Origin of the sequence: Lentibacillus persicus, from assembly GCF_900112705.1 — a bacterium.
GTDB classification, from domain to species: domain Bacteria; phylum Bacillota; class Bacilli; order Bacillales; family Amphibacillaceae; genus Lentibacillus; species Lentibacillus persicus.
This window is the reverse complement of sequence record NZ_FOMR01000002.1, coordinates 66324-79529: the sequence shown is the minus strand read 5'-3', so window position 1 is coordinate 79529 and position 13206 is coordinate 66324. Positions and strand designations below refer to the sequence as shown.

Here is a 13206-nt window from a genome sequence, read left to right as displayed (position 1 = left end):
TACAGAAAGAGAAAACAATGAATTGGTATGAGGTTAGGATTAGGAGAGTGAATTGGGTGGATAATCAGCGAAGATTTCGACTTATAGCAGGTGTCCTGCTTCTGATAACGATATTAACATTTACTGCATCAGGAAAACATTATCTTTCCCTTCCTAATCACGTTATGGCTTTTAATAACGATTCATCACCTATAAATGTGCCGGCCTTTGACGAAATTAATGAAGGCAATTCATCAGAGGACAGTTTAGAGGCAATTGATTCCTCAAAGTTTTACGCGAAAGAACCGGGAAGAAGTGACCTGATATTCGAGGCAGCAGGCATGCCAGATAAAAAAGTGAACACATCGGCACTCGAAGATGTCAAAGTGGTTCCCGGCGGGCAATCAATTGGTGTTCAGCTTCACACGCTTGGTGTGCTCGTAGTAGGGCATCATCAAATTAAAGGTGAAGATGGGGCAGTCTCACCTGGCGAAGACGCCAGTATTGAGGTGGGTGATGTCATTTTAAAAATAAATGGTGAAGAAGTAAAAGCGATGGAAGATGTAAAACCATTTGTTAAAAAAGCAGGCAGGAATAACGAGCAGTTGGATGTAACGGTGAAACGAGATGATGAAACAATCAAAACCAAACTTGCACCGGTAAAAGATAAAAAAGAGGACGCGTACCGGATTGGTTTATATATTCGTGATTCCGCTGCCGGAATTGGTACAATGACCTTTTATGATCCTAAATCTAAAAATTATGGAGCTCTTGGTCATGTCATTTCCGATATGGATACCCAGAAGCCCATTGAAATTCACAACGGATCGATCGTTCGTTCAAACGTAACATCGATTGAAAAGGGAAACCATGGAACACCAGGCGAAAAACAAGCTAAGTTCTCCATGAAGGATGAAAAAATTGGAAACATTACGAAGAATAGCCCATTCGGGATTTTTGGAACGCTGAATAAGCCAATTAAAAATGGCAAATATGATAAACCGTTGCCGATTGCTTTGTCACATGAAGTGAAAGAAGGTCCGGCTAAAATATTAACGGTTCTTGAAGACGAAAAGGTGAAAGCATTTGACGTTAAAGTGGTCAGCAGTGTTCCCCAGAAGTTCCCCGCTAAAAAAGGCATGGTTATACAAATAACTGATGATGAACTTTTGAAGGAAACCGGCGGTATTGTTCAAGGGATGAGCGGGAGTCCAATTATCCAGGACGGGAAAGTTATCGGGGCAGTTACGCACGTTTTTGTGAATGACCCGACCAGTGGTTATGGTGTGCATATTGAGTGGATGCTTGAAGAAGCAGGCGTAGGTACAGAAAATAAAGAAAAGAACAAAGCAAGCTAAATAACCGATCTAAATGACTTGTCATAGGGCGTAAGTTTGCCTTGACAAGTCATTTTTTTGAATTGAGGCAAGCAAAATCTAAATATTATTCGACAAATTCATGCAAGCCCTGTCATTATACATCGAATGCAGTCGATATTAAGAGTAAATTACAGATATAACGCGGATAACAAGAAATTTTTAAAGTTTTTTAAACAAAAGAAGGATATGTGGATCTTATGTCGAATACATTACGTGGAGAATGCTCGAATTAAAGGAGGAAGTTTTGTGGAAAAAATTTCAGTTTGCTTAGTTGATGATAATCGGGAACTTATCGAATTAATGGAGGAGTATTTTAACGAACAGCCGGATATAGAAATTTCAGGGATAGCTTATAATGGCCGGGAATGTTTGGAAATGCTCGAAGAAACGGAACCGGATGTACTCGTTTTAGATATTATTATGCCGCATATTGATGGCTTAGGTGTGTTAAACACAATTCGTGATTCAGAGAACGGAAATAAACCAAACGTCATTATGCTGACAGCTTTTGGACAGGAAGAAGTAATGAAAAAAGCTGTAGATTTAGGGGCCTCATACTTTATTTTGAAACCGTTTGAATTGGATAATTTGGCAGAGCAGATCCGACAAGTTCAAGGGGTCAAAACGACTAATCAGGCATCTCCAAAACGATCAAATGGCAAAGAAAGAAAGAAAAGGGATCTGGAAACGAGCATAACAAATATAATCCATGAAATTGGCGTTCCGGCTCATATTAAAGGTTATATGTATTTAAGAGAAGCCATTACAATGGTTTATAATGACATCGAGTTGTTGGGTTCAATCACTAAAGTACTTTACCCGGACATTGCCAAAAAGTTTAATACAACTGCGTCTCGTGTTGAAAGAGCTATTCGCCATGCGATTGAAGTTGCTTGGAGCCGCGGTAACGTTGAATCAATTTCAGCCATGTTCGGATACACCGTGAACATTTCAAAGGCAAAACCGACCAACAGCGAATTCATCGCAATGGTCGCCGACCGTTTGCGTCTGGAACATAAAGCCAGTTAAAATCCATTCACCAGCAAAAAATCAACAAGCACTTTGTCACAGTTTATGGATTTTGCGTCATAAATAATGACCTTTTAGTAACGGTCCTAAATAAAAACCTGAATGCGGCGATGCCGCATTCAGGTTTTTATTCAAAGAATTTATTATACAATGATTTTATAGCCAAATCCAGTTTGTCTTTTCGAATACCAAACATGACTGATACTTCCGATGACCCCTGGTTGATCATTTCGATGCTTATATTTGCTTCGGCAAAAGCCGCTGTTGATTTCTCTGCTATGCCCACAGCATTCATCATGCCTTCACCGACTACCATTATCATTGCGAAACCGTAATCGATTGAAATCGTTTCTGGATTCAATTCACTTTTAATACGATTAATGACATTCAGTTCCTTTTCAGCCGTCAGCTGATTGTCCCGGATGATAACAGACATATTATCAATACCTGAAGGTGCGTGTTCAAACGAAATGCCTTCTTCCTCCAGTATTTGCAGTAATCGCCGGCCAAAACCGATTTCACGGTTCATTAAATATTTACTGACGTATAAGTTAGAAAAACCTGTGTCGGCAGCAATACCAACTACACACCGGGTGTCAGGGTCTTTTTCAGAGACAATCATTGTGCCGGAACTGGATGGATTGTTCGTATTTTTGATACATACAGGTATTTCAGCTTGAAAGGCAGGCATAAGTGCTTCGTCATGAAAAACACCAAAGCCGGAATAGGATAGTTCACGCATTTCCTTGTATGTCAGTTTTGTTACTTCCTCAGGATTTTCAATCACTCTCGGATCCACCACATACACGGAATCAACGTCTGTAAAATTCTCATATAAATCTGCCTGTACGCCGGCGGCAACAATTGAACCTGTAATATCTGAGCCGCCTCGAGGGAATGTTATCAATTGGCCGCTTTTTGCATAGCCAAAGAAACCAGGTATGACACTAATGCTGTCTTTTTGTCTCATCGTGTATAGTTTTTCATAGCTCTCTGGAAGAACTTGTGCATTGCCCGGCTCATTGCTGACAATGATTCCTGCATCCTGCGGGTTTACGTATTCAGCATTCAACCCTTGAGTTTTTAAATATTCACTGACAATTTTGGCACTGCTGTCTTCACCAATTGACTTTAGTGCATCTGTTTTCATTTGTCCTGTCCAATCACTGTTCAGAGTACTGTGAATGGTGTTTTCAATACTATCCAAGACAGTTTTTGAAACTTGAAGTTCTTCAACAATCTCGGAAAAACGTTTCATAATCTCGGTTACTTTATGTTGGGTATCTTTGTTATCTTCAGCTAGTTCATCGAGTTCAATTAAAAGATCAGTTATCTTGGTATCACCCGAAAACCGCTTGCCTGGTGCTGATACAACAACAAATTTTCTGTCGGGATCATCACCAATTACGGATCCTACTTTTTTAATTTGTTCACTGCTTGCGACGGAACTTCCCCCGAATTTTGCTACTTTCATGCTACACCTCTCCATCATTAGTCGTTAAAAATCTTATGCCTATAAATATTCAATTATAGTTATTCTGTTTTTCCTTTTGCTTTTTTCTGTCACGATATACGATAAAACCGCCGATAAACCAAATTCCGCCAAGAAATAATAGAAGACCTATCATAAATTGAACACTATTATGAAAGAAAATGGGGTGAAATTCATTGAATAGTGTATCCCGCATAAGCTTAATGCCGTACGCGGAAATCAGACCCGGGACCAGCAGCATAAGCACCGCAATGATTCGAATCATAATATTGCACTTCCCTTGTTGTAAGGCTGTGCAAAAAGTACACTAACACACTTTTTCAACACATGCCTATGTAAGACAGACTGTTTTAATTATAGCAAAATCTGTGAGAAATATGAACACTGCAGTTAAAGAATTTATAGCCGATTACGATTTGAATTATAGTGCAGATTAGCGTATGCTTAAATTGCGCAATATCTTGCAGTGATTGGGGGGGTATGTGTGAAGCGTGTGCTTATTGTCGGCGCGGGAAAAGGCGGCAGTGCTCTGTTAGAAATTCTATCTAACACTAATAAAATGAATATCATTGGCGTTACGGATACGAATCCGGATGCCAAAGGATTAAAACTGGCAGCTGAGCATGGCATACCGATTGATACAGATTTTACGAAGTGGCTGCAGGGCGATGTCGATATCATAGTTGAAGCAACAGGTAATGAGAAGGTACTTGAATATTTGCTTGAAAAACGGAACAGAAAGACAGTCGTCATCCCGGGCAGTGTTGCGTATATTATTTCGGAATTAATGGAAGAAAAAGAGTCACTGCTTGAAAGATTAAAATTAGAGACGAATAACCAGGAACTTATCCTCAATAACATTCATGACGGTATGATTGTAGTGGATGAGCAAGAGATGGTTCAATTCGTTAATAAAAGTGCGGAACGGATTATCGGGTTGGATAAAGAAAATTTTAACGGTCTGAATATCAAACATGTTATCGCCCGAACACGACTTCCCCACGTGATGCGATCACGAAGAAAGGAAGTCAACCAGCGGCTCGTTCTTGAAAACGGCAAGAAAATTATTACGACGCGAATTCCGATAATAAATTCAGAGGAAATGGTTGTTGGGGCATTCGCGGTTTTTAAAGACATTACCGAAGTCATGAACCTTGCAGAAGAAAATACTGATCTTAAAGAGATAAAAATACTGCTTGAAGCAATCATCCATTCGTCAGACGAAGCCATCAGCGTTGTAGATGAAAACGGAACAGGCATTATGATTAACCCTGCCTACACGCGCATCACGGGTCTGCGCGATTCTGACATTATTGGTAAACCTGCCACTGCGGACATTACTGAAGGGGAAAGTATGCATATGAAAGTACTTCAAACCCGACGGGCGGTCCGCGGGGTGCGAATGAAAGTAGGTCCGTCCAGAAAAGAAGTACTCGTTAATGTTGCTCCCGTTATCGTTGACGGCAAAATAAAAGGAAGTGTCGGTGTTCTGCATGATGTATCAGAGATTCAAACATTGACAAGTGAGCTAAAGCGGGCCAGGCGAATTATTCGTAATTTGGAAGCTAAATATACTTTCGATGATATTATAGGCTCTTCTACCGAAATGCAAATCGCTTTAGAACAAGCAAAAGTGGGAGCAAAAACCCCGGCAACCGTTCTTCTGCGCGGAGATTCAGGGACAGGTAAAGAGTTGTTTGCTCACGCTATACATAATGAAAGTGACCGCAAACATAATAAATTTATTCGAGTGAACTGCGCTTCCATTGCTGAAAATATTTTAGAAAGCGAATTATTCGGCTATGAAGAAGGTGCATTCACTGGTGCAAAACAGGGCGGCAAAAGGGGTTTTTTCGAAGAAGCAAATATGGGAAGTATCTTTCTTGATGAGATAGGTGAATTATCTCTCCATATGCAAGCCAAACTGCTTCGTGTACTGCAGGAGGGGGAAATCATACGAGTTGGTGCCTCATCACCTGTTACAATTGATGTCAGAGTGATTACTGCAACCAACGTTAACCTTGAAAAGGCAATAATGAACAGAACATTTCGCGAGGATTTGTACTATCGTCTTAATCGGCTTCCAATTTACATACCGTCGCTGAAAGAGCGAATTGAAGACCTTCCTGAACTTATCGACTTTCTAATCCAAAAAATTAATCAAGACTATGGTCGGAATATGAAATCGATCGATGAGGAAGCTATATCCTATTTAAAACGTTATGAATGGCCCGGAAACGTTCGTGAGCTGGAGAACATCATCGGACGAGCTATGATTTACATGGATATGAATGAAGATGCGATTAATAAAAAGCATCTCCCAAATTTAAGAACAGATGAATTGCCAGAACAGTCCTCGGTACCGGTTGTTGCTCAAGATGAAACGCTGCAGGAGGCTATGGATAATTATGAAAAAGCGTATATTAAGCGTGTGTTAAATGAACATCATCACAATAAAACGAAAACAGCTAAAGCATTGAATATTTCAATACGGAATCTTTACTATAAGATTGAAAAGCACGGGATTGAATAAAATAGCATGCATTTTTTTTCATGACAGGCAAGATATTGCACGATATAAATCCTTTGAATGAAGCGCTTCCACAATTGAGACCTTGGCATGCTTTTTGCATAAATATATGAGAGGTGGTACCTATTTGGCAGGATTTAAAAGAAATAAGGCAACAAGCAAGCGCGGAAAACAAATCAGTTACAGCTGTAGCCAATGCAGCAGATGAATCCGTTCTGTCAGCAATCAAAATTGCGGCTGAAGAGAGCATGTGTTCATTTTTATTATTCGATGATGAGATAGAAGTTCGAAAAACGGCAGAAGTGCTGGATTTTGATATCGGAAACGAAAGAATTAAAATTATGCATTCGGCGGGCAATGCAACAGAAGCAGCAGTCAAAGCCGTGCATGATAGTAAAGCAGATATTCTAATGAAAGGTAATGTCACAACAAGAAACTTGTTAAAAGCGGTGCTTAGTAAAGAAATTGGTTTAAGAACAAGCAAAAGCTTATCACACGTTGCCCTGTTTGAAATTCCAAACCAAAATCGGCTTATCTTTTTAACTGATGTAGCTATGAATATTGCGCCCGATTTAGAAGATAAGACGACTATCATTGAAAATGCTGTACAAGTGGCCCAGGGGGTGGGTTGGGACAGTCCAAAGGTGGCAGTTCTCGGGGCTGTAGAGTCGGTTAACCCGGACATGCAAGCAACGCTGGATGCAGCTGTTTTGACACAAATGCAAAAACGCAACCAGATTACCGGGTGCATCGTTGATGGACCACTAGCCTTGGATAACGCGATTTCTGAAGAAGCTTCCCGCCTTAAAGGAATCGAATCAGAAGTTGCCGGTAAAGCCGATATATTAGTGGTACCTGCCATTGAAGCGGGCAATATGCTTTATAAATCATTCATGTACCTTGCCGGTGCAAATGTTGCCTCGGTTATCAGCGGGGCCCGTGCACCAATTGTACTTACGTCACGAGCTGATTCAAGTGAAGATAAATTGAATTCACTGGCATTGGCGCTAGTTGCAGCGAAAACATTTTAAAAACACATAAAGTGTTGAAAATCAATTTATAATGAGACCTATTATAAGGGGGAACTTAAAGTGGAAATTTTTAATTATATGGAAACATATGACTACGAACAGCTGTTGTTCTGTCAGGATAAAAATTCAGGATTGAAAGCGATTATCGCAATCCACGATACAACCATTGGGCCGGCTCTGGGCGGTACGAGGATGTGGACATACGCGTCTGAAGCGGATGCGATTGAGGATGCGTTAAGACTTGCCAAAGGCATGACTTATAAAAATGCTGCAGCAGGATTGAACCTGGGAGGCGGCAAAACGGTTATTATCGGAGATCCTAAAAAAGATAAGAACCCGGAAATGTTCCGTGCTTTTGGCCGATATATTCAAGGCCTTAATGGTCGTTATATTACAGCTGAAGATGTGGGGACAACAGTAGATGATATGGATCTGATTCATTTGGAAACCGATTATGTGGCTGGTATTTCACCTGAAAACGGCTCTTCGGGCGGCAATCCATCGCCGGTAACGGGATATGGCATTTATAAAGGAATGAAAGCCGCAGCTATGGAAGCGTATTGTGATGATTCACTGGAAGGAAAAACTGTTGCCGTTCAGGGTGTTGGCAGTGTGGCTTATGCCTTGTGCACACATTTGCATGAGGAAGGCGCAAGTCTTATTGTGACTGATATTAATGACGATGCAGTTAATAAAGCAGTAAATGACTTTGGTGCGAAAGCGGTTGAGCCTGATGCTATTTACAGTGTGGACTGTGACATCTACGCGCCATGTGCGCTCGGAGCAACAATCAATGACGAAACAATTCCGCAGTTAAAAGCAAGCGTTATTGCTGGTTCAGCCAATAACCAACTTAAAACAGATGCTCATGGCGATATGATTCATGAAATGGGGATTGTTTATGCGCCGGATTACGTCATTAATTCAGGCGGCGTCATTAATGTTGCTGATGAATTAAACGGCTATAATAAAACAAGAGCCATGAAAAAAGTTGAATCAATCTATGATAACTTAAGTCGCGTTTTTGATATTTCACGACGGGATAACATCCCAACACATACCGCAGCTGATCGCCTGGCCGAAGAACGAATTGAATCCTTGCGAAAATCACGCAGTCAATTTTTATTAAATGGTCACCATACATTAAGCAGACGTTAATTTAATCCAGAAGAGACGGGGGTATGTTCCGTTGTCACAGAAGCCACTCAGGGTGCTGGTTATAAACCCAGGATCAACCTCTACCAAAATAGGTGTTTTTGACAATGAACACTGTATATTTGAAAAAACAATGCGTCACAGCATTGAAGATTTATCCCACTATAAGCGCGTTATTGATCAGTATGTCTACAGAAAACGTGTTATATTGGAACAGTTGGATTATGAAGGCATAAACATTTCCAAGTTGAACGCCGTGTGCGGCAGAGGAGGCCTCCTGCGTCCAATCGAAGGCGGGACGTACGAAGTGAATGCAGCTATGCTAGAAGATTTAAGAATGAGCTATATTGGCGAACATGCTTCTAATCTAGGAGGCATGATTGCACATGACATAGCAACAGGGTTAAATATACCGGCTTTTATTGTTGATCCGGTGGTAGTGGATGAACTAAATGAAGTAGCACGAATATCAGGCGTTCCGGAAATACCTAGGAAAAGTATTTTTCACGCATTGAATCAAAAAGCTGCGGCAAGAAAAGCAGCTCAAGACATTGGAAAAAGTTATACTGAATCAAACCTTATTGTGACGCATATGGGCGGCGGGATAACTGTCGGAGCACATGAGCAAGGGAAAGTCATTGATGTGAATAACGGGCTTCACGGCGAAGGCCCGTTCTCTCCGGAGCGGGCTGGGACAACCCCTGTTGGCGATCTGGTATCCATGTGCTTTTCCGGACAGTATTATCGGGAAGAAGTTATGAAAAAGCTCATCGGCGGCGGTGGTCTGATGGCTTATTTGAAGACAAATGATGCTGTTAAGGTGGAGCGTATGATAAGCAATGGTGACCGCTATGCTTCTCAAATTTATGATGCAATGGCTTATCAGATTGCCAAAGAAATTGGTGCAATGAGCACAGTGCTGCGAGGCGGCATTGATGCGATTGTTTTAACTGGAGGATTGGCTTATGGGAAACAGTTTGTTCAAATGATAACCGATCGTATCGACTGGATTGCAGATATAGTTATCTATCCCGGGGAAGATGAATTGGAAGCGCTTAACAAAGGCGCATTACGTGTGCTCAAGGGACAGGAGCAAGCAAAGACTTATCCTTCAATTAATCAGAGAGAGGAGCATTCAGCTAATGGCTCAAGAATATGATTTAGTTGTTCTAGGCGGAGGCACAGGTGGCTATGTAGCGGCGATTCGCGCTTCACAGCTCGGAATGCAAGTAGCAATTGTTGAGAAAAACGAGCTTGGCGGTACTTGCCTGCATCACGGCTGCATACCATCTAAATCCTTGCTAAGAAGTGCTGAAGTTTATAAGCAGACGAAAGAAGCAAGTGATTATGGTATTGATACAAATGATGTGGCATTGAATTTTCCTAAAGTACAGGAGCGGAAAGACAGGATTATCAGTACGCTCCATCAAGGTGTCCAAGGACTTATGAAAAAGGGAAAAATTGACGTGTTTGAAGGCTTTGGGCGAATATTGGGACCAAGTATTTTCTCGCCTATGCCTGGAACAATTTCGATTGAATATGATAACGGTGAGGAAAATACAATGATTGTTCCTAAGAATGTGTTAATTGCGACAGGTTCAAAACCGAAGTCATTATCGGGGCTTGATATCGATGGAGATATCGTGATGAGTTCGGATGAAGCACTTCATATGGATAAATTGCCGTCCTCACTTGTTATCGTCGGTGGGGGTGTTATTGGTATTGAATGGGCTTCCATGCTGGCAGACTTTGGTGTTGAAGTCACGGTTATTGAATACCTCAACCAAATTTTGCCAACTGAAGATGGATCAGTTGCAAACGAAATTGAAAAATTAATGAGTAAAAAGGGTGTTCGATTTGTAAAAGGTGCTAAAATACTGCCTGAAACGCTTCAAAAAAAGAACGGCATTTCAATTGAAGCTGAAATCGAAGGGACCAGTGAAACGTTCACAGCAGAGAAGATGCTGGTATCTGTCGGTCGACAAGCGAATACCTCCAATATTGGCCTGCAAAATACCGATATTATAGTGGAGAATGGTGTAATTCAAACAAATGAATTTTTCCAGACGAAAGAAACTCACATCTACGCAATTGGTGATGTGATAGGTGGAATGCAGCTGGCGCATGTTGCATCGCATGAGGGCATTACGGCCGTCGAGCATATGGCGGATAAAGACCCCATCCCGCTCGATTACGATACAATTCCATCGTGCATTTATTCCAGCCCGGAGGCTGCCAGTGTCGGTATGACTGAAAAACAGGCCAGGGATCAAGGATATGAGGTAAAGATTGGTAAATTCCCATTTCAGTCAATAGGCAAAGCGTTGGTGTATGGTGAGTCGAATGGATTCGTTAAAATTATTTCAGATAATAAAACAGATGACATATTAGGTGTTCATATGGTTGGACCACATGTTACCGACTTGATATCAGAAGCTGGTTTAGCCAAAGTGCTGGACGCAACGCCGTGGGAGATATCACAGACTGTTCATCCGCACCCTACATTGTCAGAAGTAATGGGAGAAGCAGCAATGGCAGTCGAAGGAAACCAAATTCATGGATAGAATTGTACTAAAGTATTAAAAGGAGGGAATGAAAATGGCAAAAAACCGCCATGAATCATTGGGCTTAACCGATGAACAAGCACTTGATATTTATAAACATATGCTTTTGGCGCGTAAACTTGATGAGCGTATGTGGCTCTTAAACCGTGCAGGAAAAATTCCTTTTGTCATTTCGTGTCAGGGTCAGGAAGCTTCACAGGTCGGAGCTTCATTTGCATTGAATCGTGATAAGGATTATACAGCGCCCTATTACAGAGATATGGGTGTAGTTCTTGCGTTTGGAATGACTGCAAAAGAGTTAATGCTTTCTGCGTTTGGAAAAGCAGAAGACCCCAATTCCGGTGGCAGACAGATGCCAAGTCACTTTGGGCAGAAGGAAAATCGGATACTAAGCCAGTCATCGCCGGTTACTACTCAGCTGCCACATGCTGTAGGCGTTGCTTTAGCAGCCAAGATGGAGCAGAAAGACTTTGCAGCATTTGTGACACTTGGCGAGGGGTCAACCAATCAAGGTGATTTCCATGAGGGCTTGAATTTTGCCGGTGTTCATAAACTGCCGGTCATAACAATGGTGGAAAACAATAAATATGCCATTTCGGTACCATTGGAAAAACAAATTGCAAGCAGAAATGTTTCCGTCCGGGCAGAAAGTTATGGAATGCCTGGTGTAACGGTTGACGGCAATGATCCTTTAGCAGTATATGAGGAAGTTAAAAAAGCAAGAGATCGCGCGTCGAACGGTGAAGGACCGACATTAGTTGAAGCCATCTCTTATCGATTTACTGCTCACTCAAGCGATGATGATGATCGTCAATATCGCGAAAGTGCTGAAGTTGAAGAAGCAAAGAAAAAGGATGCCATCATTTCATATGCTGCCTATTTGAAAGGGGAAGGTATTCTCACAGAGGAAATGGAAGAAGCGTTTATAGCTGACATAGATTCAACAGTAAATGAAGCAACAGACTATGCTGAAAGTGCAGCATATCCTGAACCTGAATCCGCACTTAATTACGTTTATGAAGAATAGGGGGGACGTCAGTCATGCCAGTTATGTCATATATTCAGGCAGTTACATCTGCGTTGCGAGAAGAAATGGAACGTGATGAAAAAGTATTTATTTTAGGAGAAGATGTTGGAAAAAAAGGCGGCGTCTTTGGCGCCACAAAAGGACTTCATGAAACGTTTGGCGAATATCGCGTGCTCGATACGCCTCTTGCGGAATCAGCCATAGCAGGGGTTGGTATTGGTGCTGCTATGTATGGTATGCGTCCTGTAGCCGAAATGCAATTCGCGGACTTTATTATGCCCGCTGTAAACCAAATCATTTCTGAAGCAGCTAAGATGCGTTATCGTTCAAACAACGACTGGAATGTGCCAATGACAATACGAGCTCCCTATGGAGGCGGCGTTCATGGGGCGTTATATCATTCGCAATCCGTAGAATCAATCTTTGCAAATCAGCCGGGACTGAAAATTGTTATGCCATCAACGCCTTATGATGTCAAAGGATTATTGAAAGCTTCCATTCGGGATAATGATCCGGTGTTATTCTTTGAGCATAAGCGGGCTTATCGATTGCTTAAAAGTGATGTTCCGGACGATGATTATACGCTTCCAATAGGTAAAGCAGATGTTAAGCGGGAGGGAACGGACGTCACGGTTATTACATATGGGTTAGCGGTTCATTTTGCTTTACAGGCTGCTGAAAAGCTTGAAGAAGAAGGAATTGATACCCATATACTTGATTTGCGCACAGTCTATCCGCTTGATCAAGAAGCTATTGTCGAAGCGGCCCAAAAAACTGGGAAAGTGCTTCTAATCTCTGAGGACAATAAAGAAGGCAGTATTATTGGAGAAGTCGCTGCCGTTATTGCGGAGAATTGTCTTTTTGATTTAGATTCGCCAATTAAACGACTGGCTGGCCCGGATATTCCAGCCATGCCATTCTCGCCAACAATGGAAAAGTATTTTATGATCAATCCGGATAAGGTCGAACATGCCATACGTGAACTGGCTGAATTTTAAAGACTAATTCAGAGGAGGGATA

The 13206-nt window shown here is 41.6% G+C and carries 11 protein-coding genes; 9 read left to right on the top strand and 2 right to left on the bottom strand.

Features of this window, described 5'->3' with window-relative positions:
* The first annotated feature begins 17 nt into the window (after positions 1 to 17).
* Both spoIVB and spo0A read left to right on the top strand, forming a co-directional pair.
* On the top strand, positions 18 to 1337 hold the full coding sequence (spoIVB, locus tag BMZ22_RS02620; RefSeq protein WP_090082064.1) for a SpoIVB peptidase: 1320 nt from the start codon (positions 18 to 20) through the stop codon (positions 1335 to 1337).
* Positions 1338 to 1604: 267 nt separating this feature from the next.
* Positions 1605 to 2387, top strand: a complete 783-nt coding sequence (gene spo0A, locus BMZ22_RS02615) for a sporulation transcription factor Spo0A (RefSeq protein ID WP_090080852.1) — start codon at positions 1605 to 1607, stop codon at positions 2385 to 2387.
* Between the two features lie 127 nt (positions 2388 to 2514).
* Here spo0A and BMZ22_RS02610 read toward each other — a convergent pair whose 3' ends face one another.
* Together BMZ22_RS02610 and BMZ22_RS02605 are read right to left on the bottom strand one after the other, a co-directional pair.
* Entirely contained in the window at positions 2515 to 3861 is a 1347-nt protein-coding gene (locus tag BMZ22_RS02610) for an aspartate kinase (RefSeq protein WP_090080845.1), read from the bottom strand.
* A 49-nt stretch (positions 3862 to 3910) separates the two neighbouring features.
* Positions 3911 to 4144 (bottom strand): DUF2627 domain-containing protein, encoded by a 234-nt coding sequence (locus tag BMZ22_RS02605; RefSeq protein WP_090080840.1) that lies wholly within the window; start codon positions 4142 to 4144, stop codon positions 3911 to 3913.
* Between the two features lie 219 nt (positions 4145 to 4363).
* Here BMZ22_RS02605 and BMZ22_RS02600 point away from each other — a divergent pair, with 219 nt between their 5' ends.
* The 7 genes from BMZ22_RS02600 (at position 4364) to BMZ22_RS02570 (ending at position 13184) form a co-directional block, all read left to right on the top strand.
* Positions 4364 to 6412, top strand: a complete 2049-nt coding sequence (locus BMZ22_RS02600) for a sigma 54-interacting transcriptional regulator (RefSeq protein ID WP_090080834.1) — start codon at positions 4364 to 4366, stop codon at positions 6410 to 6412.
* A gap of 113 nt (positions 6413 to 6525) precedes the next feature.
* Positions 6526 to 7440, top strand: coding sequence for a bifunctional enoyl-CoA hydratase/phosphate acetyltransferase (locus BMZ22_RS02595; protein WP_425434265.1), 915 nt, complete (start codon positions 6526 to 6528; stop codon positions 7438 to 7440).
* Between the two features lie 60 nt (positions 7441 to 7500).
* The gene (locus BMZ22_RS02590; protein ID WP_090080831.1) at positions 7501 to 8598 is read left to right on the top strand and encodes a Leu/Phe/Val dehydrogenase; all 1098 of its coding nucleotides are present in this window, start codon (positions 7501 to 7503) and stop codon (positions 8596 to 8598) included.
* Between the two features lie 31 nt (positions 8599 to 8629).
* Entirely contained in the window at positions 8630 to 9754 is a 1125-nt protein-coding gene (gene buk, locus BMZ22_RS02585; RefSeq protein WP_090080827.1) for a butyrate kinase, read from the top strand.
* Complete coding sequence (gene lpdA / locus BMZ22_RS02580) at positions 9738 to 11159, top strand: dihydrolipoyl dehydrogenase (protein ID WP_090080823.1); 1422 nt, start codon at positions 9738 to 9740, stop codon at positions 11157 to 11159. The genes buk and lpdA overlap by 17 nt, the downstream gene beginning before the upstream one ends.
* Before the next feature lie 34 nt (positions 11160 to 11193).
* Positions 11194 to 12186 carry a thiamine pyrophosphate-dependent dehydrogenase E1 component subunit alpha gene (locus BMZ22_RS02575; RefSeq protein WP_090080817.1) on the top strand — a complete coding sequence of 331 codons (993 nt, stop codon included), beginning with the start codon at positions 11194 to 11196 and terminating at the stop codon, positions 12184 to 12186.
* Between the two features lie 14 nt (positions 12187 to 12200).
* Complete coding sequence (locus tag BMZ22_RS02570) at positions 12201 to 13184, top strand: alpha-ketoacid dehydrogenase subunit beta (RefSeq protein WP_090080814.1); 984 nt, start codon at positions 12201 to 12203, stop codon at positions 13182 to 13184.
* Positions 13185 to 13206 lie beyond the last annotated feature (22 nt).